The organism is Bifidobacterium aemilianum (assembly GCF_003315635.1).
GTDB classification, from domain to species: Bacteria; Actinomycetota; Actinomycetes; order Actinomycetales; family Bifidobacteriaceae; genus Bifidobacterium; species Bifidobacterium aemilianum.
In genome coordinates this window covers 215,181-238,242 of record NZ_PDCG01000001.1, presented here as the reverse complement: position 1 = coordinate 238,242, position 23,062 = coordinate 215,181, and the positions used below count along the sequence as shown (strand labels likewise).

34 protein-coding genes are annotated in these 23,062 nt (G+C 62.9%); all 34 read left to right on the top strand.

Annotated elements, in window-relative coordinates:
- The first annotated feature begins 8 nt into the window (after positions 1-8).
- The 34 genes from CRD60_RS01025 (at position 9) to CRD60_RS00875 (ending at position 23,052) form a co-directional block, all read left to right on the top strand.
- The gene (locus CRD60_RS01025) at positions 9-203 is read left to right on the top strand and encodes a hypothetical protein (RefSeq protein WP_127975600.1); all 195 of its coding nucleotides are present in this window, start codon (positions 9-11) and stop codon (positions 201-203) included.
- Positions 193-1,029: a PD-(D/E)XK nuclease family protein gene (locus CRD60_RS01020; RefSeq protein ID WP_113859454.1), complete on the top strand. Its 837-nt coding sequence runs from the start codon at positions 193-195 to the stop codon at positions 1,027-1,029. The genes CRD60_RS01025 and CRD60_RS01020 overlap by 11 nt, the downstream gene beginning before the upstream one ends.
- Positions 1,026-1,676 carry a hypothetical protein gene (locus CRD60_RS01015; RefSeq protein ID WP_113859453.1) on the top strand — a complete coding sequence of 217 codons (651 nt, stop codon included), beginning with the start codon at positions 1,026-1,028 and terminating at the stop codon, positions 1,674-1,676. The genes CRD60_RS01020 and CRD60_RS01015 overlap by 4 nt, the downstream gene beginning before the upstream one ends.
- A gap of 241 nt (positions 1,677-1,917) precedes the next feature.
- Entirely contained in the window at positions 1,918-2,433 is a 516-nt protein-coding gene (locus CRD60_RS01010; protein WP_113859452.1) for a hypothetical protein, read from the top strand.
- Positions 2,433-2,948, top strand: coding sequence for a single-stranded DNA-binding protein (locus CRD60_RS01005; RefSeq protein ID WP_113859451.1), 516 nt, complete (start codon positions 2,433-2,435; stop codon positions 2,946-2,948). The genes CRD60_RS01010 and CRD60_RS01005 overlap by 1 nt, the downstream gene beginning before the upstream one ends.
- A complete protein-coding gene (locus CRD60_RS09250) occupies positions 2,935-3,066 on the top strand; it encodes a hypothetical protein (RefSeq protein ID WP_269088585.1) in 132 nt (43 codons plus the stop codon). Before CRD60_RS01005 ends, CRD60_RS09250 begins: the two co-directional genes overlap by 14 nt.
- Positions 3,063-3,296 carry a hypothetical protein gene (locus CRD60_RS01000; protein WP_113859450.1) on the top strand — a complete coding sequence of 78 codons (234 nt, stop codon included), beginning with the start codon at positions 3,063-3,065 and terminating at the stop codon, positions 3,294-3,296. Before CRD60_RS09250 ends, CRD60_RS01000 begins: the two co-directional genes overlap by 4 nt.
- Entirely contained in the window at positions 3,293-3,667 is a 375-nt protein-coding gene (locus CRD60_RS00995; protein ID WP_113859449.1) for a hypothetical protein, read from the top strand. Before CRD60_RS01000 ends, CRD60_RS00995 begins: the two co-directional genes overlap by 4 nt.
- Entirely contained in the window at positions 3,660-3,836 is a 177-nt protein-coding gene (locus tag CRD60_RS08725; protein ID WP_161522153.1) for a hypothetical protein, read from the top strand. The genes CRD60_RS00995 and CRD60_RS08725 overlap by 8 nt, the downstream gene beginning before the upstream one ends.
- A gap of 176 nt (positions 3,837-4,012) precedes the next feature.
- Positions 4,013-4,852 carry a hypothetical protein gene (locus CRD60_RS00990; protein ID WP_127975599.1) on the top strand — a complete coding sequence of 280 codons (840 nt, stop codon included), beginning with the start codon at positions 4,013-4,015 and terminating at the stop codon, positions 4,850-4,852.
- Complete coding sequence (locus tag CRD60_RS00985) at positions 4,849-5,361, top strand: hypothetical protein (RefSeq protein WP_113859447.1); 513 nt, start codon at positions 4,849-4,851, stop codon at positions 5,359-5,361. Before CRD60_RS00990 ends, CRD60_RS00985 begins: the two co-directional genes overlap by 4 nt.
- Entirely contained in the window at positions 5,358-5,486 is a 129-nt protein-coding gene (locus CRD60_RS00980) for an antitoxin (protein ID WP_113859446.1), read from the top strand. The genes CRD60_RS00985 and CRD60_RS00980 overlap by 4 nt, the downstream gene beginning before the upstream one ends.
- Entirely contained in the window at positions 5,483-5,914 is a 432-nt protein-coding gene (locus CRD60_RS00975; RefSeq protein ID WP_113859445.1) for a hypothetical protein, read from the top strand. Before CRD60_RS00980 ends, CRD60_RS00975 begins: the two co-directional genes overlap by 4 nt.
- The gene (locus CRD60_RS00970) at positions 5,915-6,658 is read left to right on the top strand and encodes a hypothetical protein (protein WP_113859444.1); all 744 of its coding nucleotides are present in this window, start codon (positions 5,915-5,917) and stop codon (positions 6,656-6,658) included.
- 257 nt (positions 6,659-6,915) lie between these two features.
- Positions 6,916-7,113, top strand: a complete 198-nt coding sequence (locus CRD60_RS08720; RefSeq protein WP_161522152.1) for a hypothetical protein — start codon at positions 6,916-6,918, stop codon at positions 7,111-7,113.
- Entirely contained in the window at positions 7,053-7,415 is a 363-nt protein-coding gene (locus CRD60_RS09350; protein WP_407923149.1) for an HNH endonuclease, read from the top strand. The genes CRD60_RS08720 and CRD60_RS09350 overlap by 61 nt, the downstream gene beginning before the upstream one ends.
- A gap of 121 nt (positions 7,416-7,536) precedes the next feature.
- Positions 7,537-7,959, top strand: coding sequence for a P27 family phage terminase small subunit (locus tag CRD60_RS00960; protein WP_161522150.1), 423 nt, complete (start codon positions 7,537-7,539; stop codon positions 7,957-7,959).
- A 7-nt stretch (positions 7,960-7,966) separates the two neighbouring features.
- Complete coding sequence (locus CRD60_RS00955; RefSeq protein WP_236630753.1) at positions 7,967-9,400, top strand: terminase; 1,434 nt, start codon at positions 7,967-7,969, stop codon at positions 9,398-9,400.
- Positions 9,397-10,956: a phage portal protein gene (locus tag CRD60_RS00950; RefSeq protein ID WP_113859440.1), complete on the top strand. Its 1,560-nt coding sequence runs from the start codon at positions 9,397-9,399 to the stop codon at positions 10,954-10,956. The genes CRD60_RS00955 and CRD60_RS00950 overlap by 4 nt, the downstream gene beginning before the upstream one ends.
- Positions 10,850-12,007, top strand: coding sequence for a VG15 protein (locus CRD60_RS09315; protein ID WP_113859439.1), 1,158 nt, complete (start codon positions 10,850-10,852; stop codon positions 12,005-12,007). The genes CRD60_RS00950 and CRD60_RS09315 overlap by 107 nt, the downstream gene beginning before the upstream one ends.
- 175 nt (positions 12,008-12,182) lie before the next feature.
- Positions 12,183-12,851, top strand: a complete 669-nt coding sequence (locus tag CRD60_RS00940) for a hypothetical protein (protein WP_113859438.1) — start codon at positions 12,183-12,185, stop codon at positions 12,849-12,851.
- Positions 12,852-12,860: 9 nt separating this feature from the next.
- On the top strand, positions 12,861-13,850 hold the full coding sequence (locus CRD60_RS00935; RefSeq protein ID WP_113859437.1) for an SU10 major capsid protein: 990 nt from the start codon (positions 12,861-12,863) through the stop codon (positions 13,848-13,850).
- Position 13,851: 1 nt separating this feature from the next.
- The gene (locus CRD60_RS00930; RefSeq protein WP_113859436.1) at positions 13,852-14,244 is read left to right on the top strand and encodes a Gp19/Gp15/Gp42 family protein; all 393 of its coding nucleotides are present in this window, start codon (positions 13,852-13,854) and stop codon (positions 14,242-14,244) included.
- Positions 14,232-14,579, top strand: a complete 348-nt coding sequence (locus CRD60_RS00925) for a hypothetical protein (protein WP_236630752.1) — start codon at positions 14,232-14,234, stop codon at positions 14,577-14,579. The genes CRD60_RS00930 and CRD60_RS00925 overlap by 13 nt, the downstream gene beginning before the upstream one ends.
- The gene (locus tag CRD60_RS00920) at positions 14,576-14,839 is read left to right on the top strand and encodes a hypothetical protein (protein ID WP_113859435.1); all 264 of its coding nucleotides are present in this window, start codon (positions 14,576-14,578) and stop codon (positions 14,837-14,839) included. The genes CRD60_RS00925 and CRD60_RS00920 overlap by 4 nt, the downstream gene beginning before the upstream one ends.
- Entirely contained in the window at positions 14,839-15,198 is a 360-nt protein-coding gene (locus tag CRD60_RS00915) for a hypothetical protein (RefSeq protein WP_113859434.1), read from the top strand. Before CRD60_RS00920 ends, CRD60_RS00915 begins: the two co-directional genes overlap by 1 nt.
- A gap of 46 nt (positions 15,199-15,244) precedes the next feature.
- Entirely contained in the window at positions 15,245-15,844 is a 600-nt protein-coding gene (locus tag CRD60_RS00910; RefSeq protein WP_113859433.1) for a phage tail tube protein, read from the top strand.
- Between the two features lie 11 nt (positions 15,845-15,855).
- Complete coding sequence (locus tag CRD60_RS00905; RefSeq protein WP_113859432.1) at positions 15,856-16,182, top strand: hypothetical protein; 327 nt, start codon at positions 15,856-15,858, stop codon at positions 16,180-16,182.
- Positions 16,183-16,193: 11 nt separating this feature from the next.
- The gene (locus CRD60_RS00900; RefSeq protein ID WP_113859431.1) at positions 16,194-16,556 is read left to right on the top strand and encodes a DUF5361 domain-containing protein; all 363 of its coding nucleotides are present in this window, start codon (positions 16,194-16,196) and stop codon (positions 16,554-16,556) included.
- Between the two features lie 29 nt (positions 16,557-16,585).
- Positions 16,586-19,669, top strand: a complete 3,084-nt coding sequence (locus tag CRD60_RS00895) for a tape measure protein (RefSeq protein ID WP_113859430.1) — start codon at positions 16,586-16,588, stop codon at positions 19,667-19,669.
- 286 nt (positions 19,670-19,955) lie between these two features.
- Positions 19,956-20,489: a hypothetical protein gene (locus CRD60_RS08605; protein ID WP_127975598.1), complete on the top strand. Its 534-nt coding sequence runs from the start codon at positions 19,956-19,958 to the stop codon at positions 20,487-20,489.
- On the top strand, positions 20,480-22,003 hold the full coding sequence (locus CRD60_RS00885; RefSeq protein WP_113859428.1) for a hypothetical protein: 1,524 nt from the start codon (positions 20,480-20,482) through the stop codon (positions 22,001-22,003). The genes CRD60_RS08605 and CRD60_RS00885 overlap by 10 nt, the downstream gene beginning before the upstream one ends.
- A gap of 3 nt (positions 22,004-22,006) precedes the next feature.
- Positions 22,007-22,267, top strand: a complete 261-nt coding sequence (locus CRD60_RS00880) for a hypothetical protein (protein WP_113859427.1) — start codon at positions 22,007-22,009, stop codon at positions 22,265-22,267.
- Positions 22,264-23,052, top strand: a complete 789-nt coding sequence (locus tag CRD60_RS00875) for a hypothetical protein (RefSeq protein ID WP_113859426.1) — start codon at positions 22,264-22,266, stop codon at positions 23,050-23,052. The genes CRD60_RS00880 and CRD60_RS00875 overlap by 4 nt, the downstream gene beginning before the upstream one ends.
- Positions 23,053-23,062: the final 10 nt, after the last annotated feature.

The following is a 23,062-nucleotide window of genomic DNA, read 5'->3' as shown; positions in this document are numbered from 1 at the left end:
GGAGCGGGATGAAGCCGATCACGTCCAAGCAGGTTAAAGAGGCGGAGTTCCCGCATTGCTCGAAGCGTGGCCATGACTACTACCTGGATGATGCGGTTGATGGCCTGCTGGACCGTGTGGTGGAGACGCTCAGGGACTACGAGAGCGGGTTGATGCAAGAGCGGTTGAAGAGATCTAGGGATGGTGTGGGTGATGGTTGCTGAGATTCGTGAGATGCCGGATAAGGATTATTTCGCCTTGGATGCGGTGGACCAGTCCGCTCTCAAGCGGTTCATGGTCAGTCCGTTGGCTTATGTGGATTATCTGGAGCATGGGTTGGACGTGTCCTCTGCCGCTTTGAGTTTCGGCACGTTGGCTCATGGGCTGGTGCTCGGCACTGGTGGTGAGGTGGCGCTCAAGCCCAACCTTCGTACCAAGGCCGGTAAGGAGGAGATGGCCGTCTTGCAGGCCAAGGGTGTGACGGTGGTCTCCCAGGACGACATGGACCTGGCCCGCAGGATGTCCAAGATGACGGCTCCATACTTCCAGGCCATTCCTGGCCGTGGTGAGGTCGCTGTGCTGGCCGATGACCCGGTGTCGGGGTTGGCGCTCAAGGGCAAGTATGACTGGCTGCCTGATGGGCCTGATGAGGATGGGGTGCTGCGCATCCGTGATTACAAGACCACGGCTGACGATCCCAGGGACTTCCCTCGTGTGGCTGCCCGGCTTGGCTACCACATCCAGGCCGCCTTCTACATGATGCTCTACCGGCTCACCGGCTACGAGGGTCCTATCGGTTTCGAGTTCGTGGTGCAGGAGAAGAAACGTCCATACGACTTCATGGTGTGGCGCTTCTCGGAGGGGTGTGAGGAGGTGTCCATGGCTTCGGAGCATATCGCCCAGGCGTTGGACGAGCTGGCCGCCTTCAAAAGGGACAGTCCCGACGGTTGGCGGCAGCGGATGGCGGGCTACGGGCTGGACAAGACACCCAAGGAGGTGACGTTCACGTCGTGGCAGATCGAGCGGGAATACGAGGAGATGGAAGCATGAGCGAGAAGAACATTGCTGAGGGCTCGGTCTGGGCTCGCATAGCCAAGGCCAGGGAGTCCATGAGCCTGGAGAAGTCTGGCGGCATGACGCTGGGAGGGGACAGGATCCAGTACGCCACCATCGACGACCTGTACAAGACCGTGTCCAATGCCCTGATGGGTCAGGACCTGTGGCTGAACACCCCGTTGGAAGGGGACAGGGTGCATGTGCGGGTTGTTGACGTGCGCACCGGTGAGAGCCAGGAGCTGCTGTCCTATCCATGCGTGCTGACCGGCAGGGACGTGAAGGCCGATGCTGGCATGTGGACCAGTTGCAAGCGCTACGCGATCACCTCGGCCTTCAACCTGGCCTCGGGTGACGAGGGCGGCACCGAGCAGGCGGCGGCACGGCAGGAGGAGCGGCAGACCCGTGGGTTTGTGGCCAAGCGTCGCTTCCAGGGCGTGCCGGCGGCCAAACTCACCGAGATCCGTGGCCTGCTGGTCCGTACCGGGGTCACCGACCCCAAGGCGCAGCGTGAGACGGTCGGCTCGATCATAGGCCGTGAGGTCCAGGGGCGTCTCGATGACGCGAACCTGACCCCTGCCGAGGCCGACAGGCTGGTCGAGGAGCTATCTGGTCGACCCCAGACAGGGGAGGCGCAGCAGTGATGGGTGTGATGCCTGATGCCCATGGCTGTCCGTGCCGGCGATGCTCGCATGGTGACGGCTGGTGTGAGGAGTGCGAGCGTACCGCAGGACAGGACGAGCCGCATGGCCGCGTGTACGGGTATCCCCATGCCGAATGGCATGGCTTCTCCTGCAATGACCTGACGGTCATGGATGCGAAACAGCGCAAGCGCAGGAAACCATTGAATCTTTACCTGAAAACGACGTTTAAGGAGGGCCAGGCATGAGGCTGGTCAAAGTGCTGAAGCAGGTCAGAAACGACTATCAGGGTGTCTATGAGTGCGAGAAGTGCCATGGCATCCGCATCGACAAGGGGCTGGACTCCTATTCCGACCGCAACTACAGGGAGAACGTGATCCCGAAGATGCCGTGCTATCTGTGTGACGATGCGGCACCGCTGTCCAAGCGCTACTGGATGGCGCTCTGCACGGTAGTTTGGGCCTGCCAGCCCCATGGTGAGTTCACACCAACGGAAGAGCACGGGTTCCCGTCCTTCACCAAGGCATACACCGACAAGAACAACATCTGCTACATCACCCTGTCATTCGACTCCTTGGGTTATGAGTGTGAGGCCGGTGAGGTCTGGGCGAATCCCAAAATCAGTTGGAACAAAGGACTGTTCGATTTGATTGTCGACGGGAAGGCCAAGGGGTTCGATCAGATGTCGTTGGCCCAGCAGGTGGTGGACATGTGCCTGAGGGACTTGAGGGCGAAATATGAGGATAAGGAGGCCGAGTGATGGCCGGAGAGACTGTACTGACGATTATCGGCAATCTGACCGCCGACCCTGAGTTGAGGACGGTGGGCAATGGCAGCCAGGTGGCGAGCTTCACCATCGCCAGCACACCACGCACCTATAACCGCAACACGAACCAGTGGGAGGACGGGCAGGCTCTGTTCATGCGCTGCTCCGTCTGGCGTGACATGGCCGCCCATGTGGCGCGGAGCATGTCCAAGGGCATGAGGGTCATCGCCCAGGGACGTCTCTCCCAGCGTTCCTATCAGGACAAGAACGGTGCCAACCGGACCGTGGTGGAGATGACCGTGGACGAGATCGGGCCCAGTCTCAGGTATGCGGTCGCCCAGGTGCAAAGGCAGACCCAAAACGGTGGCGGCAATGGCTTCCAGCAGCAGTCCCAGCAGTCGTCCGCTTGGGGCCAGCAGAACGCCCAGGCTCCAGCAGGAGACCCGTGGGGAGGCAATGCTGGCAGCAACGCCGAGTTCGGTGAGGGGGACCCCAATGACGCATTCTGAGCCGCCAGTGGACCCGCCGAACCTTGAGGCGATCGAGGCGGCGATCGAATACCTGCAGGCCACATGGGACAAGCAGGAGGAGGACGAAGTGGCGATTTGGAAGGGGGAGACCCTATGAGCATGGATAAGAGGCAGATCGAGGCGTATTGCCGGTGGCTGTCGACGCATCCGGGGGAGTGGAACATCTTCCCGCATGCCTTCCGTGGTCGTGCAGTCGCTGTGGCGATTGCCGAGAGCTTGGCCGCTGGCGAGGTGGATGCCTTCCGTGTGGACCGGTCTTTGCTGCGGTGGCGCGTGGTCACATCCCCGTTGGGTGATTGGTCGATTGAGATGCAGGTGGTCGCATGAGCCGTCAGAAAGCCAAGGGCACGGCCTTCGAGACCCAGACGGTCCGGTACTTTCGGGACCGTATCGACGACCCCGAGGGCATGATCCACCGCGAGGCCCTGCATGGCACCAAGGACGAGGGCGACATCAAGGGCCTGTACATCGGAGGCAGGAGCGTGGTCCTGGAGTGCAAGGCCCACAGGCGTTTCGCCCTGGCTGACTGGCTGGAGCAGGCCCACCAGGAGGCCGCCAATGCGGGAGCGGACTACGGGATGGTGGTCTTCAAGCGTCCCGGTGCGGGAGAGAAGAGCATGGGCGACCAGTACGTGCTCATGGACCTGAACACCCTCGCCAGACTGGCCGGGGCAGTGGAAGGAGACGGCGATGAGTAGGCAGCATGGGACCTTGAGGCTGTTCCGTGGCCCCATTACGGGAGAGTGGATGGCCGTCAAGGTCGGCAAGGACGGGAAGACCATCACCGACAAATGGCACCTGGATGGCGTGGACGAGCTCCTGGATTCCATCGCAGGCCAAAAGGACAGGCCGGAGGAGGAGTCATGAGCTGGCTTGTGGTGGTGCTGCTCGTGGCGACCGTGGGCATCGCATGGATCGGAGGCAAAAGATGAGGTTTTACCTGGTTGCAACCCGTTTCTTGCCCAGATCCCATGATCCTGGAAGGTACCCATCGGCCAGTGAGCATAGTGGATGGATATGGCTTCCAGAGAGAGGAGATAACGATGGCTAGGCGTGGATATGCGAAGTTCAAGAACGACTTCTACCTCAACGGCAAGGCTCGTGAACTCAGGTCCATCTGCCCGTCGGCTTTGGGCGCGTTCGTTTTCGCGGTCACGTATTGTTCGGACAATCTCACCGATGGTCGGATCAGTGACCGTGACCTGCACTATGTGCTCGGCATCGGCGACGAGGAGATTGATGCCTTGTGTGCGGTAGACATGCTGGAGCCTGACGGCAACGGCGGTTATGTCATCCATGACTACACCGAACACAACAGTCGGCGCGCTCAAGTGGAGAAGAAACGCGAGCAAAGTTCTAAAAACTACAGAAAACGCCGATTCAGTTCACTTTCATCCGACATTCATCCGGATGAAAGTGAACTGAATCGGACTAAACACAAGAACACAAGAACACAAGAAGATTCATCTAAAGATGAATCCCCCTATAGCCCCCCAGGGGGCGGTGAGTTCGACGAGTACACCCAGGAGTTCGAGCAGTGCTGGACGGCCTACCCGAAGAAGACCGACAAGCGGGAAGCGTTCAAAGCCTTCAAGGCTGCCAAGCGACGCACCTCGTTCGCGGTCATCTACGCAGGTGTTCAGAAGTACGCGACTGACCCCAACCTGCCCTCTGACCTGACCTACGTCAAGAGCATGGCGAATTGGCTGCGGGGTGACTGCTGGTCCAACCCGCCCTTACCTGAGCGCAGGGCCGGCGGCGGGGGAGGACCGGGACCGAGCCGCAGTCAGCAGAACCTGGACCACAACCGGAAGGTCGTCGAAAGGGCGCTGGCGCTGGAGCGGGCAGAGGAGCAAGCAGCGAGGAAGGAGATCGGATCATGAAGCTATCGGAGGCCACGCTGGTGTTCGCCAACATCCGCAGCCATCACGGCAACGCCCCGTTCGATGACTTCGAGGCCCAGAACTTCCACAGCGAACTCAACCCGTCCATCACCTTCCAGGAGGCCATCGAGGCGGTCCGACGCTTCTACTCGAGCGTTTCGGGCAGGTGGATGGGGGCGGCTGACGTGAACGCCATGGTCCGCAGTATGCATGCCGAACGCATACCCTCAGAGGCCGAGATAGGCAGGCTCATGGACCGATCGGGTCTTGACCTGGGGGAGTGCGGCAGATACCTGGCCTACCGCAGGACGCTGATCTCCTCCATCAAGCGGGGCATGAGCGTGGAGCAGGCGGCAATGCTGGCGGTGGAGGCCGCCAGCACCCTGTCCATCGAGCCGGCACCGGCCAAGCCGCGCAAGCCCGTCGTCCACCACTTCATCGGTAGGGGACAAACACGAGCCGGGGCCGGGAGCCTCGCAGACGTACTGGGACGGGAGGCAGGACAGTGAGCAAGACGTTGCAGGAGCGTATCCGCCGGTGGCACTCCGCCGGCTACACGGTCGAGGAGATTGCCCCGCTGGTCAGCGCCAGCGAGGACGAGATACGGGCGGTAATCAGCAAGGAGGAGTCATGAGATGTTGGTTCGGGTATCTGCTGGGCGTGCTCACCATACCAGCCTGCTCGCTGCTGACTGTGGCGGTGCTGGCCAAGGCTGGGCGCGGAAGAGTCTCTGAGAGGCACATAGAGGGCCTCTACAAAGCCGTTGACGACCGACTCCTACCCGAGTGCCGGTCGGACGGTTTCAGGCCCGGAGAGGGCATCTACAGGCTCGGCGACTACGGTGCCGTGACCGTGGACCAATGGGACCAGGCCATGGAGCAGTCGGGAGCACCCAAGGACTTCGCCCTGGCCTACATGCTCATCGGCAATGGTGACTTGTCCTGCGGGGAGCTCAGCCGTATCCCGGTGGCCGACTGGACCAGTGAGCTGACCCGGCTGCTGGACGACTCCGACCTGGAGTACGTGTACTACACCGAGGCTGACGAGGAGGGATGCGCCTAGATGGCGAGAGAGACAAGCAACTGCCAGACCTGCGGTGCCGAGCTCAACCCAGGCTGGCACATATGCCACAAGTGCCGCAAGGAGTACGCCAGACAGCTGCACGACCTGAGAATCAACCTGCGCAAGCTGGAGTCGAAAAAGTTGCGCAAGTACAAGCTGGGCGAAGGTGGAGGGTCCGGCGACGGCTTTGCACCCGCCGGTATCGACCTTGGGGCCGGAGACCTGGAGGACGAGATCCAGCGCAGGGTCTACGACATAGCCGCCACCATCAACCTATGGGCCGCATGGGGCAAGCTGATACCGGCCATGCTCGGCAGGATGGCCCAGCTGTGCCAGGTGGCGAGCGCGGGGGAGTCCTACCGCACCATCGTGCATCTCAACCAGCGGATCGAAGAGCGGACCGAGCGCAAACGGGTCAAGCCCTTCGTGGGCCGCTGCCTTAATTGCGGGCATGACGTGACCGCCGACACGGACGAGCACGGGGCCGTCTGCAAATGCGGGCATTGGCTCGACCTCGACAGCATGCGGCAGGAGACCCGTGAGCAGTGGGAGCGGATGCACACCACGCAGACACCCAAGGGAGCCGCGGAATGGGTCACCAGGCACACCGGCATCAAGGTCACGCGCAAGGATGTGACCAACTGGCTACTGCGAGGCAAGCTTCATGCTGAGAGGCTGGAGGGAGGATACTACGAGTTGCTGGTGGGTGAGCTGGTCGAATTGGCCCAGAGCAAAACCCAATGATTTGTAGGTTGAAGCCGCAGTGTGCTATGATGACTATGTCATTAGTGAAGGCCTCCGAGAGAACAACTCCGGGGGCCTTCGCCGTATCTGCTTCGGACCCTGCCGGTCCTCGTCAGCCGGCACCGTCAGTAATCCTTGCCCGCAGTCTTTCACTCGACTTTCGCTGCGGGCATCCCTCTTGCCCGGCCACGCCATCCACGCTCAGACCACCATGGACGCGAGCCGGGCAGTCCCACACAAAACACCAGGAGGGTCCCATGTACTACGTATCCCACCCCAACCAAGCCCCCACCGAGCTACCCACCGCCAAGGGCTACCGGATCGACAAGAAGACCGGCACCCTCACCCTCTGGGGCCGCCACTTCCGCACCATAGCGGCCTATCCGCAAAATGCATGGACCGCAATCACCCAGATCCCACCCACCTCCACATGGCAAGACCAGCAGGCACAGTAAACCCTAGGCGCAGCAATGGAGCCGCCCGAGCCAAGATCAAGCAAAGGCTCATAGCTTTAAGCGGCGGACATCCAATCTGCCCAGCATGCGGACAAGCCATCGACCTCAGCATCAAGCATCCTGACCCAAGGAGCGCGAGCATTGATGAGATCGTGCCCATCAGCAAAGGCGGCAGCGCATTCAAGCTCGATAACTGTCGGCTCATGCACCTTCGGTGCAATGAGTCAAGAGGCAACAGGCCGCTGAAACAAGCCAAAACTGCGACATTGACCCAATCAATACCGCTGTCGCAGCCATGGTGACCGGCATTATGGGGGGGGCGGGTCCCCCTACCCCCCGGTTCCCAGCACCCCCGGGGCATAGTGCCTGTATCCCCCCGATGTTCGTTTTTTATCCGCAAAGCCGACCAGAGGTGTCGAGGAGGTGGCTGTTCTGCTTGACAAACCGCCGTCCATAGCCTCCGACGAGTTCCAGTCGCGCAAGTGGGACGAGTTGACCGCGGACCATGACTACGGTGAGTCCGACATCCCCGACCTGATGACTCTGTGCTCCTGGTATGCGGTCCTTGACCAATGCATGAAGGAGATCAATGCAGGTGGATCCACCCAGGTCGCCTACGAGAACGAGAAGGGCGACCTCAAGCCCATGCCGCAGATAGCGACCATGAAGCAGGCCAGTGCCGAGATACGGGCGCTGCGCAAGGCCCTGGCCGCATCTCCGGTGAGTCAGACAAAGGCCGAAAAGGACAATGCCGGGGGTGCGCAGACACCCCTGCAAAAGGCGATGAGGCGCAGGGAGTTGAGGCTGGTCAATGGTGGCAAGGCTCAAAGGAAGACAGGAACCTAGCTTCAGCGTGGTGCCGCGCCACGCCCGTTCCGAGGGCGTGGATGCGTGCGACCTGGCCGCCGGCTATGGCATGGTGCCGGACCGGTGGCAGAGGACGGTTGTCGAGGGCTGGCTGGGCGTGGCCCGCAACGGCCTGTGGTCGGCCTCGGACTGTGGCCTGGCAGTGCCGCGGCAGAACGGCAAGAACGCGGTCACGGAGATCTTCGAGCTGCATGTGACCGCCGTGCTGGGCATGAAGGTCCTGCACACGGCCCACGAGGTCAAGACCTGCCGCAAGCATTTCATCCGCATGAAGGCTTACTTCGAGAACGCGAAGTATCCCGAACTGTCCGACCTGGTGGCCTACATCCGCAACACGAACGGCCAGGAGGCCATCGTCCTCAAGAACGGCGGGAGCATAGAGTTCATCGCCCGCTCCAAGAGTTCGGGTCGTGGTTACACCGCCGACATTCTGGTGTGTGACGAGGCCCAGGAGCTGACCGACGAACAGATGGAGGCCATACAGCCGGCCATCAGCTCCGCGCCCAGCGGCAACCCCATGACCATCTACGCGGGCACGCCCACCCCTCCCTCGTCCCCTGGAACGGTGTTCGACCGCATCCGCAGGAACGCCCACAGTGGCAAGTCCAAGAGACTGTGCTGGTTCGAGTGGGGCGTGGGCGAGATAGGGGATGTGTCCGACCGCAAGCGTTGGGCCGACACCAACCCCTCGCTGGGCACGCGCCTGATAGCCTCCGTGGTCGAGTCCGAGCTGCAGAAGATGAGTCCGGACGGCTTCGCCCGCGAACGGCTTGGCTGGTGGAACGACGAGGCCGATTCCGACACGGACATCGACCTGGCGGCCTGGAAGGCCTGCCTGACCGAGGAGCCTGCGACCGAGGGGCCGGTGGCCTATGCGGTCAAGTTCAGCCCCGACGGCAGGAACGTGAGCCTTGCCGCCTGCCGAAGGCCGGACAGGGGCACCGGCATGAAGCCCCATGTGGAGCTGCTGGAGTACAAGCCCATGAGCTATGGAACCCAATGGCTGGCCGACTGGCTGACCGCACAGGGTCCTGACGGCCTGGAGCGCTGGCGCATGGGCCTGGCCATCGTCATAGACGGCAGGGTCGGCTCCTCCACCCTGGTCAACCAGCTGGTCGACGCCGGGGTCAGCAAACGGGTCATCCGAACCCCGGGCAGCGGCCAGATGGTGGACGCCACAAGCATGTTCGAGCAGGGCATCAACGAGCAATCATTCACCCGCATCCGCCAGGATGCTTTGGATAACGCCGTGGCCCATGCCAAGCACCGGCGCATAGGCAGCGATGGCGGATTCGGCTACGAGTCCAGCGCCGAGAACATAGACACTACACCCGTGGAGACCGTGGCCTACGCCTATTGGGCGGCAAGGACCAGCAGACGGCACCCGGGACGAAAGCAAAGGATGGTGAGGCTGGCATGAGCGACGTGCTGATGGGCGACTACCGCCGCTCCGGCCTGGGATTCAACCTGCCAGAGCACATCCAGGGCATAGACGAGGACACCTACGACCTGCTGGCCCAGCTGGTGGTCATCTGGAACCGCAAACGCTCGCGCAATCTGCTGCGCTCGGCCTATGTGGACGGCAAGCACCGCCTGGACCATGTGGGTTTCAGCATCCCGCCCTCCATGCGAGACATGGAGGAGATCGTGGGCTGGCCAGACAAGGCCGTGAGCGCCCATGCCGAACGGTGCATGTTCGACGGTTTCGTGAGCCGAACCATGCCGCAGGACCCCTTCGACCTGTCCGGCCTGATGGCCGACAACCGCTTCGACGTGGAGATTCCTCAGGCCATCCGCTCCAGCATGATCCACAGCGTCTCCTTCCTATCGGTCACCCGTGGCGACGAGCGTTCCGGGGAGCCGCCGGTGCTGGTCATGCCGCATTCGGCTGAATGGTCCAGCGCCCTGTGGGATTTCAGGCGCAGGGCCCTCAAGGGTGCCATGGTCGTCAACGACGTGGACTCCTACGGTACCCCCACCATGATCACCGTGTTCACCCCTGAGGAGATCGTCACCTGCCGCAAGGGCACCGGCTGGTATGTGGAATCCGCCACCAGGCACGGCCTTGGCCGTGTTCCGGTCGAGTCCTTGACCTACCGGCCGGAGATAGACCGACCGTTCGGCAGGTCCGTGGTCTCCCGTGCTGTCATGAGCATCACGGACGACGCCATGAGGACCGTGCTGCGCACCGAGGTGAGCGCCGAGTTCTACTCAGCCCCCCAGCTCTTCCTGATGGGGGCGGACCCGGAAAGCTTCACGGACGACCAGGGCAATCCCATTCCCATGTGGGAGATGGTGCTGGGCCGCATCAACGCCGTGAGCAAGGACGACGAGGGCGACGTGCCCTCCCTCCAGCAGATAGGCCAGCAGAGCGTCCAGCCCCACATCATGCAGCTGCAGCAGCTCGCGGCCCGGTTCGCCGGCGAGACCAACGTGCCGGTGTCCTCCCTGGGCATCGTGGCGGAGAACTCGCAGAGCGCCGAGGCGATGATGGCGGCCCAGAAGGACCTGGTGGTGGACTGCTCGGCGGCCAACCGATCCTATGGGTCTGCCCTCAAGCGCATCGCCCAGGACATGGTGATGCTGAGGGACGGCCTGGCCGAGCCAACGGACGAGCTGAGGAGCCTGGAGGTCAAGTGGCGCAACCCGGCCATGCCGAGCGTCATCGACGCTGGGGATGCGATGATCAAGCTGATTAGCGCCTTCCCGTGGATGGCGGACACCGTGGTGGCCCTGGAGCAGGTCGGCTTCAACGACGAGCAGATCAGCCGTCTGCTCTCTGAGAGGCGCAGGAACGAGGCCAAGGACCAGCTGGACACGGTGTTGGGCAGACTGAGCGGAGGCCAAGGCGATGACGACCAGAGCGGACGTGACCAGGCTGAGCAAGGCCCAGCAGAGGACCGTGGCCCTGGCGACAGCGGAGATGAAAAGCCTGCTGAAGGGCCTCAAGGGAATGGGCCCGGAATGGCAGCGTGACATACTCCTGGACCGCATCCCCCAACTGGCGGCTAAGTACGGCGACATAGCCGCCACCGCAGCCGCCCAATGGTACGAGGAGACCCGAGCCAAACAGGTGCCAGGCGACTACGAGGCTCTGACCGCCGACCCCTTCCCTGGCGAGGCAATCCAGGAGCGCCTGCGGTATGGAGCCAAGGACCTGTTCGCCGATGGCGGGGACGACGAGTTCGCCTCCTGGCTCGAGGGTGCCCTGCAGCGCTGGGTGGCGTACTCAGGCCGGGAGACCATCGGCCTGAACGTGATGCACGACCCGGCCAAGCCTCGCTTCGCCAGGGTACCCACCGGTGCCAGGACCTGCGCCTGGTGCGAGATTATGTGCTCACGCGGCTTCGTCTACCACTCCAAGACCACAGCCCTTGAACGCCACGGTTCGGGCCGTCTCTACCACGACCGGTGCGACTGCCAGGCCGTGCCCGAATGGGACCGCGAAAGGGCCCATGTCGAAGGCTATGACCCCGAGGCCATGTACCAGCGCTACCAGGCCGCCTTCGACGCGGCCGGAGGGCCAGGCGCTTCCGACAGGGAGGTGGCCCGCCAGCTGCGCATCCTCTACCCCGACCGCTACAAGGACGGGCTGAATGTTCGCACACAGGCCATTGCCAAGGCGGACGTGAAACCGGCCGCCAAGGGCTCGCTGCATGTCCCCGATGGGGCATCGCTCAACGCCGTGGAAAGACGTGCCGCCGAGCAGCTGGCAGCCATGGGATACCATGTCACCGCCAACCCGGTGGTCAACGAGATGCGTAGGCGCAACCCCGACTTCACCCTCGACGGCGAGACCTGGGAGCTGAAGACGCCGCGCGGATCAGGCAAGAACACCATCAACAACATCCTGAGAAAAGCCGGCAGGCAGAGCCCGAACGTGGTCGTCGACCTCACATCATGCCCCATCGAGACGGAAACGGTCATCAATGATTGCAAGCACCGACTCGCCAGGGTCGAGGGGAGGTTACGCCAGATCATGATTATCGAGGATGGCAAGCTTGTAAAACTGCTCCAGCGCGACTAGGATGGACGACAAGTCGTCGGGGCTCCCGTTACCCCCATAGTCCGCAAGGGCAAGGTTCTGGGGAATGACCGACGGCTTTTTAATTTTCTGGCACGATGATGTGCCGCAATGAATTTCCCTGACCACCCGCACGGGTGGTTTTTTTTTATGCCCGCACGGGCGAAACGGAGGAACCATGAATAACCATCTCACCCACACCGGCATCCGCCCCTGGATCAGGACCATAGTCCGGGAAGGAACGGAGACCGACGGCTCGGGCGAACAGCCCCAATCGACCCCGCCCAAGCAGGACGGCACCGAAGCCAAGGAGGAGCCGCACGGCACCGCCGAAGCCAAGGAGACGGACCTGCAGGAGCAGCTGGACAAGATCAAGGCCGAGGCCCGCAAATGGGAGAACCGAGCCAAGGAGAACAAGAAGGCCGCCGAGGAGCTCGCCAAGCTCAAGGAGTCCCAGCTCACCGAGCAGGAGAAGGCCGCCAAGCACACCAAGGAGCTGGAGGCCAAGGTCGCCCAGTATGAGACGGAGAAACAGCAGGGCGAGTGGAGGGCCCAGGTGTCCAAGGACACCGGAGTCCCCGCCGAGCTGCTGCGTGGCTCGACCCTTGAGGAGATCCAGGCGCACGCCGACTCCCTCAAGCAGTACCTACCAAACCATGACAACGACCAGGAGGCCGAAACCGGTCCTTTTGCCGGATACGCGCCAAGCGTGGGCATCACGCCCGGCAAGCACGGCAGCGTGCCCCTGAGCGAGCAGATCGCCCAGGCCGAGAAGAACAACGACCGCGAGACCGCCATGGTCCTCAAGGCCATGCAGCTCGGCCAGGCCTCCACCAACAAACGATAGGAGAAAACAATGCCAGGAATCGTCGGACAAGGAACCACATACAATCTGCCCAACTACACGGGAGAGCTGTTCTCGGCAACCCCCGAGGACACGCCCCTGCTGTCCGCCATCGGCGGCCTGACCGGAGGCAAGGCCGTGACCGCCCCTCTCTTCGAGTGGCAGGGCGACGACCTGCGCGACGCCGAGGACAACAGGCAGCGCCTGGAGGGTGCCAACGCCCCCGACAGCGAGCTGCGCAAGCGCTACAAGGACCGCAACGTGGTCGAGATCCACCAGGAGGCCGTGGAGCTGAGCTACACGCGCCAGGCATCCACCGGACTGCTGACCACCGACGGCGACGCCATGGTCACGATCGGCAACATCACCATCCCCGCCAGCGAGATGGCATACCAGATCTCTGCCCAGCTCAAGCAGATCGCCCGCGACGTGGAGAAGTCCTTCATCACGGGCACCTTCAACAACCCGTCGGACAACACCGCTCCCCGGCGCACCAAGGGCCTGCTGGAGGCCATCGTCACCAACACGATGACCACCACCAAGACCGCCGCCACCCTGGATGCGGACACCGTGCTGGACCTCGTCCAGAAGGCCTGGGACAACGGCGGCCTCCAGGAGTCGGAGACCCGCACCATCATTGTCAACAGCACCCTCAAGCGTGCCCTGACCCGCGCCTTCATCACGGACGCCAAGTACGAGGAGGGCACCCGCAATGTCGGTGGCGTGGACCTTCATACCATCGTCACGGACTTCGGCAGCCTGAACATCATGCTGGACCGCAACGTGCCCAAGGACAAGCTGATCGTCTGCTCCATGGAGCAGCTTTCGCCCGTCTTCCTGGAGATCCCCGGCAAGGGCCACTTCTTCGCCGAACCCCTGGCCAAGACCGGTGCCTCCGACAAGGTGCAGCTGTACGGCGAGATCGGTCTGGAGTATGGCAACGAGCGTGCCCACGCCGTCCTGACCGTGGCTGGACCTCAGGCTCCCAAGTCAGGTAAGTGACATGGCGGAGGATCGCACAGCATTCGCCTCCTCCTCTGACCTGAAGGACCGCTGGCCCAACATGATGGATGCAACCCTGGCAGACACGCTGCTGGAGGATGCCTCGCAGCTCATCCGGGACACCTGTCCCGGATGGGCCGAGGCCTCCGAAGAGACACGGAGATCCATCGCCTGCTCAATGGTCAAGAGGGCCATGATAGCGGGAGAGGACTCGGCAGGACTGTCTGCCAGACAGGAGAATGCTGGTCCATTCAGCCAGAGCTGGACCTACTCCAACCCAACCGGCGACCTGTATCTGACCAAGTCGGAGAAGGCCAGGCTGGGACAGGGCAGGCAACGAGCCTTCAGCATCAGCGTGGAGTCCGGGACGGTGGTGGGGCCATGGACCGGCTGACCGGAGAGACCATCACCATCACCACCCGCAGCCCCCATGGACAGGACGATGGTCATGACACCATCTGGCAGGACGACGCCCCGGAGAGTGTGGGCCATGTGCTCATAGCGCCAGGATCGCAATCCAACAGCGACGAGTCCACCGACCCGGACGGCGTGCAGGTCGCCTACACGCTCTACATGCCCCGCCAATGGCCCTATAGGAGCCTCAAGGGGGCGAGGGTGACCATAGGCGGCCATGAGTACACCGTGGTCGGCGACCCCAGGCCGTATCGGCCCGGCACCAGCCCCACCAGGTGGAACCTCGTGGTCCAAGTGCAAGGAGACCAGGGATGACCAGGGTCAAGATCAGTAACAAGGGGTTCCGCGAATACCGCCGGGATCCCACGGTCCAGGCCGAGCTCAACCGGCAGGCCCAGGCGTGGGCGGCACGGTGCGAAAGGCTCAAAGGCAAGGAGAAGGCCGTCTACGAGGCGGTCCCGGCCCAGCCGAGCGGTTACGGCTCGATCGCCCTGGTGCATACCGGCAACTACGAGGCCAGGGTCGACAACGCCAGCCGCAACACGCTCCTGAAGGGCATGGGAGGCACCGACTGATGGCCGATATCGAGATCATGGCCGTCGACTGGCTCTCCCATGCCGATGAGCTTCAGGGCATACCAGTCTCGCTGAGTGTCGGGGAGCCGCGCCGGGACCGCTTCGTAACCGTGGAGCAGACCGGAGCCACGCTGGAGCATCACCTGGCCACCGCGACCCTGGCCGTGCAGGTCTGGGACACCTCCAGGGCCAAGGCCTCGCGCCTGGCCAACGAGGTCGTGGCCCCGGTCCTGTTGGACATGTGGCAGGTCGACGAGGTCGGCTCGGTCGAGATCCTGGGCATCGCCAACATGCCGGACCCCGGTCCGCCGTTCCGCCACCGCTACCAAATCAGCGCACACGTCACCGCAGCCGCCTGAAAGGGCGGCTTTTCCATATCCGAAACAAACGCAAGGAGGCCGAGCAATGGCCAAGGGAAAGAACAACAAGAACAATGTGAGCCTGGGCAAGCCCATGGTCGCCGGAGTCATCTACCGGGCACCGGCGGGGACCAAGGTCCCCACCGATGCGACCACGCCGCTGAGCGACGACTTCACCAGCCTGGGCTTCGTCGCCGAGGATGGCATCACCAACGCCACAGACACCGACACCACCGAGGTCAAGGAGATGGGCGGCGGGACCGTCGTCAAGGAGATCTCCTCCTACGGCGAGACCTACCAGTTCGTGCTGCTGGAGACCAACGGCGAGACCCTCAAGGTCCGCTACGGCGATGGCAACGTGACCGTGGATGGCGACAAGATCAAGGTCAAGCACACCGCCCCCAGCGCCGACCCCCATGTCTATGTGCTGGAGATCGTGCTGACAGGCAGGAGGGTCAAGCGCATCGTCATCGCCGACGGCACCCTTTCCGAGGCCGGCGACATCACCTACTCGGCCTCGGATGCCATCGGATACGACGTGACCATCTCCGCCAACCCCAGCGACCAGATTGAGGACGGCAGCTCCATGGAGTACATCGCCACCATCGCCGCATCAGCACCCGCCACCAAGTCGGCCAAGAACTAAGGAGCATCATCATGGCAGCCACCAAGCCACAGGACCACAAGCAGCCCAAGGACCAGACCAAGGACATCACCGCCATGGGTGTCGACCTGACCATCGACCCGGCCATCTTCGACGACCTTGACATGACCGAGTACCTCTACGAGATCGAGCACTCACAGCAGGAGGACGGCCAGGGCAGCGGCGCGCTCAACATCGTGCCCTTCCTCCGCAAGCTGTGCGGGTCGGCCTACGGCAAGGCCAAGAACGTCCTGCGCGACCCCCAGAGCGGACGCATTCCCATGGAGAGGGTCGGTGAGTTCATCAATGAGGTATTCGGGGAGCTGGCCCCAAACTCCTGACGCTCGCCGCGATGATGGCCCAAGCGCCTGACTCGCTGCGGGCGGACTTCCAGCGCTTCTACACGCTTGACCTCGACGAGCTGGGCGTATCGATCCGCCCACGGAGGGCCGCCGACCTGGCGGCCAATCTCCCCGACCAGGCACTCACCTGGGGACGAATCGACCCCAAGGCCTCCTGGGGGGCGGACCGACACCTGCTCGCCAACATCGCCGACTCCGTGGGCTTCCTGGCCTGGACCAAGACCAAGGAATCCCAACGGCCCAACGCCAGGTGGGAAGGTGCCACGCCACGCCCGGGAGACAGGCCGGACGACGACATCCAAAGCATGGAGCCGGAGCGGATGCTGGCCATGCTCGCACTGCCCAGAGGCTGACGGCCCACACCCAGAGCAAGGAGAAAGCCATGGCAACACTCGCCAACGCCTACGTGCAGATAGTCCCCTCCATGCAGGGCGTGGGCCGGGCCATCTCGGATGCCTTCGGCTCGGCCGGCAACGCTGGTGGGGCCAGGGCCGGCAAGGGCTTCGCCTCCGGTCTGCTGTCCCAGGGAGGCATCATCGGTGCGGCCTCAGCGGTCACCAGTAAGGCCATGGACCTGATCAGCTCCAGCATCGGCGGCGCGGTGTCCCGTGTGGACACCATGAACAACTTCCCCAAGGTCATGCGGAACCTGGGCTACTCCTCCCAGGAGGCGTCCGAGCAGGTCAAGCGCATGAGCGACAAGCTCCAGGGGCTGCCCACCAGCCTCAACGCCATGACCGGCATGGTCCAGCAGCTCGCCCCGGTCACCGGGTCCCTGTCCAGGGCCACCGACATATCCTTGGCCCTCAACGACGCGCTCCTGGCCGGTGGCAAGAGCACCACCCTGCAGGCCAACGCCCTGGAGCAATACAACCAGATGCTCGCGGCGGGCAAGCCCGACCTGGCGGCCTGGCGCTCGGTCCAGGCGGCCATGCCAGGCCAGCTCGACCAGGTAGCCAAAGCGATGATCGGCCCCAAGGCCGGTGCCATGGACCTCTACAAGGCCATGAAGTCAGGGACGATCAGCTTCGACGCGTTCAACGATGCCATCATCCATCTGGACAAGGAGGGCGCGAACGGCTTCGCCAGCTTCGAGCAGCAGGCCCGTGACTCCACCAACGGCATCGCCACCAGTTTCGAGAACCTGCAGACCAGGCTCAAGAACAACGTCGCCAAGGTCATCGACGCGTTCGGCGGCGAGAACATCGCCAAGGCGGTCAATTCGTTCTCCTCGTCCTTCAACGTGATCGGCGACTCGGCCGCCTCCACGGTCACCTTCGCCAAGGGGTGGCTGGGACAGCTCGACCAGAAGCTCGACGACACCCACGCCCTGGACGGCTTCCGCAATGCCTGGTCGGTCCTTTCAGGCACCATTGACGGCCTGAAGAACAAGGCCGTCGACTGGGTGAAGGTCCAGCCGCCTGACGGGGTGGCATCGGCCATCAAGACCGTATCCGACGGCCTGCAATGGGTCCTCGACCACGCAGGCGGAGTATCCGCCGGATTGGGAGCCATCGCTGCCGGCTACACGGCGCTCAAGGCTGCCCAGGGCATCACCGGCGCTGTCAATGGACTCTCGGACCTGGCCGGGGTGATAGGCAATGTAAAGCTAGATCTCGGAGAGGGTTCTGGGCTTATCGGTCTGCTTTCCACGTTCAGCGCCGATGTCAAGATACTGGGAGACGACGTGGGCGGCACCGTATCCGCACTGGGGAAGGCCGCCGGATCAATATCCGGCCTCGCATCCTCAGCCGGGCGGGCAGGTGGCGGTATCGCTGGGTTGTCCAAGGCTTTGAAACTGGGTCCGTGGGGTCTTGTCGCTGGAGCCATAGCGGCGGTCGCCGCCGGATTGGCTCTGTTTTTCACTCAGACGGACGCCGGCAAGGCTGCCTGGTCCTCGTTCACAGGGTTCCTGTCCAAAGCATGGGACGGCGTGCAGGGTGCATGGGATTCCGTGCTGCCGGCCCTGGGGTCTCTCATGGATTCGCTGGGCTCTGCCCTCTCGTCCGTGGCGCATGTGGCGGCTCCGGCCATCAAGGGCCTGGCCGACGTGATCGGCCCCGCCTTCGAGGCCATCATGCCCATCGTCTCCGTGCTGCTCGACAGCCTGGTGACCTCGCTGACCAACGTCAAGGGGCCGCTGGCTGACCTTGGAGCTGCCATCGGTGGACTTGTCAATGCGTGGGGGCAGGCCTTCCAGGCCAGCATGCCAGCCATCAGCCAACTGCTGACGACCCTTTCCCAGACCTTCCAGCAGATACTTCCGCCGATCATGCAGCTGGGGTCCACATTGATACAGCTCGGGGCGCAGATACTCCAAGCCCTCGCACCCGTCATAAATGTGGTTATGACGGGGATACTGGCGGTCATGCCGGTCATCACGGGCCTGGTCGGCATGATCGCCTCCACCGTGCTGCCCATCATCGCCAACCTCATCAGCACGGTCGTCTCAGCCCTGATACCGGTCATCACGGCCATCGTGTCGGCCATCACGGCCATGATGCCGGTCATCACCCAGGTCATCAACACGGTCGTTGCGGTGCTTACGCCCGTCATCCAGGCCATCGGCGGCATCATCCAGGGAGTGGTCCAGATACTCCAGGGAGTGGTCGATTACCTCACCGGCGTGTTCACGGGCAACTGGGGCCTGGCCTGGCAGGGCATCAAGGAGGTATTCTCCGGTGTCTGGCAGGCGATAACCAGCTTCCTGTCTGGTTCCCTCAACGCCATCAGTGCCGCCATACAGGGCGCACTCGGCATCATCGGCAACGTATGGAACAGTGTGTGGAACGGACTGGGATCCTTCTTCGCGTCCATCTGGGACGGTCTGAAGAACGCGGCCTCCAACGGCGTGAACAACGTGCTGGACACCATCAAGGGCATCAAGGACAAGATCGGCGGATACTTCTCCGGTGCCAAGGACTGGCTCAAGGACTCCGGCAGGGCCATTGTCCAAGGCCTCATCGACGGCATCATGGGCATGATCGACAATGCAGGCAAGGCCATAAGCAGTGTCATGGACAAGATCTCCAGCTTCCTGCCCCACTCGCCAGCCAAGGAGGGACCATTCAGCGGACATGGTTGGACCCTGTATTCCGGTCGCGCCATCGTCGACGGACTCTCCCAGGGCATTGACGAGCGCAGTGGGGGACTGGTTTCCAGCGTGGGTGCGCTCATGGACCAGGCCAGCAGGCAGCTCTCCTCGGGCATCGGGGTCTACGGGCTGGATGCCAGAAAGTCGGTCTCGCGTGCCCCGGCAGCAGATGCCATGGCTCTGCGTGACGGTTCGAGGGACTTGACGCATGGTTACAGCCCGCTCCCACCCGCGGATGGAGTGAAGGCGGACAAGGAAGTGGTCAGGGCCATACGGGACCTGCAGGCGGCTTTGCCACTGATCCTTTCCGATGCGATACCCGAGGGGATCAGCGACCGTGACCTGGGAAGGTTGGTAAGAAAATATGTCTGACGACCTGATCTACCGTCCAGGAACCAACGTCCGGGAGGATGTGCATCTGGATGCCGGCAGTCTACATGTGGGGACCGCGAACGGCCTGAGGTCCAGGCAATGGACATACAGCATAGGATTGCGCTCTCTGAGCGGCCTGACACGCGAGGCAAGGGAAGCCACCTGCACCCTCACGGCTCTTGAACGAGCTGACTTAGACCGTGCTGAGTGCCTGTTTGATGCTGACGTGGCCTCCAACAAGCCTGGACTGCTTATATATAAGCATGAGTGGTCCTGTCGCGCGATCGTGGTCAAAAGCGAACCGCAGGAAATACTGCCCACTATCATCCAATCCACCATCACGGTAGTCCTCCTGGATGGTGTGTGGCGCAGGGGCACGACCACCGCATACAACCCGGCTCTCATACCGGGCGCGCAGTATCTGGATTATCCCTATGACTACCCGTACGACTATGCGCCGGGGAGTCTCGTCTCCTGGGCGAGGAATCACTCCCTGGTGTCCTCTCCGGTCAGGCTGGTGGTCTATGGGCCGGCCATCAATCCGTACGTCATGATCGGGGTCAACCGCTATCAGGTGGATGTGGGTGTGCCGGCGGGCGGCTATCTGACGGTGGATGGGGTGGGGCGCAGCATCGTGCTGACCGGTCCCGATGGTGATAGGACGGATTGCTTCGCCGCGGGCCATCGTGGCGGTGGCAGGGACCGTGGCGAGTACATCTTCCAGCCGGTGCCTCCGGGGTCCAGTGAGGTGAGCTGGCCGCAGAACTTCGGGTTCGATCTGACGGTATACGAGGAGAGGAGCGCGCCGCCATGGATCTGATAGTGACCGACCCTTCGGGGTGTGACCTGGGCGCGTTGGAGGACTATGACCTGGACCTGGCCTATGGGGCCGATGAGAATGATTTCACGTTGACCTTCCCGTCCGGGCCTCGTCTGTCCAAGGATTGTCTGGTGTATATGGACGGCACCGAGTATGGGGGCTTGGTCTCCCGGGTGGAGACCGCCAAGAGTGGGGATGCGACGGTGCTGACCTATAAGGGTCCTACGTGGACGGGCCTGCTGGCTGAGCGCATCCTGTGTCCTGACCCAGGTAAGGATTATCTCGTCGAGTCCGGGGACGCGAACCGGGTCCTGGCCCGTCTGCTGGCCCGGGTGGGCCTTGACGGCCTGATGCGGGCCGAGGCGGCTGACAGCGGGCTGCGGGTCTCCGCCTATCAGTTTGACCGGTATACGGACCTGTATGCGGGAGTGCGCAAGATGCTCTCGACGTGTGGTGGCAAGCTGCATGTCGAGCGGCGTGATGGTATCACATGGCTGAGTGCCCGCAAGGTGGCCGACTATGCGGATGCGGTCGACTCCGACCGGCTTGATTTCGAGAGTGAGCGCAATTGGCGTCCGGTCAATCATCTGATAGGGCTTGGCGAGGGTGAGCTGCGTGATCGTGCCCGGTCGGATTGGTATGCGGATAAGAATGGTCAGGTCTCTCAGACCCAGTCTCTGACTGGGGTGGATGAGGTGGTGGCCATCTATGACTATTCCAATGCCAAGGCGGAGGAGCTGGCCGAGAAGACCCGTGACAAGCTCAGGGAGCTGCAGGGCCAGGGCGAGGTCAGGGTGGTGGTGCGCGACGGCCAATCCTACGATATCGACGACTCGGTGACCGGCAGGGACAACCTCACCGGCCTGAGCGTCCACGCCACGATCAGCAAGAAGATCGTCAAGGTGTCGCGTGGTGTGATGAGCGTGGACTATGAGGCGGGCAAGGCCGACCGGTCCTCGTCGGGTCTGTCGGGTAGTGCTGAGAGCACGCCGGGAGGCCGTGTCTACTATGCGGGCGATGGGCTGACTCTGACTGGTAATACTTTTGCCGCTCAGGTCACCCCGGCCACGCTCAAACCTGTGGCCGACCAGGCAGACCAGGCGTTGCGGACCGCGTCGGACCTGAGTGCCGGTGTCGGTCAGGCCCGGCAGGACGCCCAGGCAGCCAGGGCCGATGCGGGTCGGGCGACCGAGGCTGCCCGGCAGGCCCAAGCCGCTGCCGATGGTGCGCGAACCACGGCCGACCGTGCCATGCGGGAGGCCCAGGCCGCCCATTACGAGCTGCCGGTGGCCACCACCGACACTTTGGGCGGGGTCAAGGCCGACGGGCGTAGCGTGACCGTCAGCACTGACGGAACACTCAGCGCCATCATCCCCACTACGAACCTTGATGCCACCCACCCCGTGGGCAGCATTGTGACCAACACCACCGGCACGAACCCGGCCGCCACATACGGCGGTATATGGCAGCAGTTGCCCACCCTGGGCGCATGGACTTACGAAAGGATCCATTAAACAATGGCTAAGACTGAGAACATTACCCGCTACGAGTGTGACCGCTGTCACCAAGCGGCCTATCTGACGGGCGACGACCCCAGGCGTAGCGACTGGCGGCAGATCAGACGCTACACATCAGACGGGGTCGAGGCCGAACGGCTCCTGTGCGCTGTGTGCTACCGAGACTACCGCAACCTGGCCGTCAGCCAGGACAGTGACTTCAACCGTTGGATGATCCAGCCGACAGTCGCTGACGATAAAAGCAAGGAGGGCCGGTCATGAGCTGTGAGCTGGTAACTGGATTTTCGGGCAAACCCCATGTCAGTGCCACCCAGATAGGCGCTCAAAACGTAGGGGCTATCGGCGGTGACCGGTACGTGCTCAGTGGTGTCGGCGACGAGCTGAGCGGCACCATGAGCAGCGCCAACACGTTCGTGCTGGGTGCCGGAGGACTCATGTTTAACGGACGCTACGTACATTGCGAGTCACCCACCCAGGTGACAATCACCTCGGGTGGCCAGGGAGTCAAGCGCAACGACCTCATCGTATGCCGGTACGAAAAGGCCTCCGATGGTAGAGAGTCGGCGCGTATCATCGCCATCAAGGGCACGCCGACCAGTGGCACGCCCGCCGACCCGGCCCATCACGACTCGCCTATCTGGAGTGGCGTCAGCGTATCTGATATGCCCTTGTACCGTATCCCGATAGACGGCATAAGCGTAGGCACCCCAGTACCCATCTTCCGGGTCTTGCGCAATGCCAGCTACGTGCAGGACCAGGTATCCACCATGCCCCGCCAACGGTTTGGCACCATGGTGGTCAATGTCCCGGCAGGCTCCCGTCAGGGTGTGCAGCTGGCCAGCCCTGCCCGCATCCAGGATCTGTTCGGCCACGGCTGGCAGGATACGCACATGACCGGCTATGCCATGTGCTCCTCAGGCGACCAGCTGGACGTCATCAGCTGCGACTATAACGGCGGCTTCAACGCTCGCTTCAATGCGCACACGGGCGGCTTGCACCGTATCAACTGGTGTATCACCGACTGGTCGGACAGGCCCTACGCCTAAGGAGGGAGGA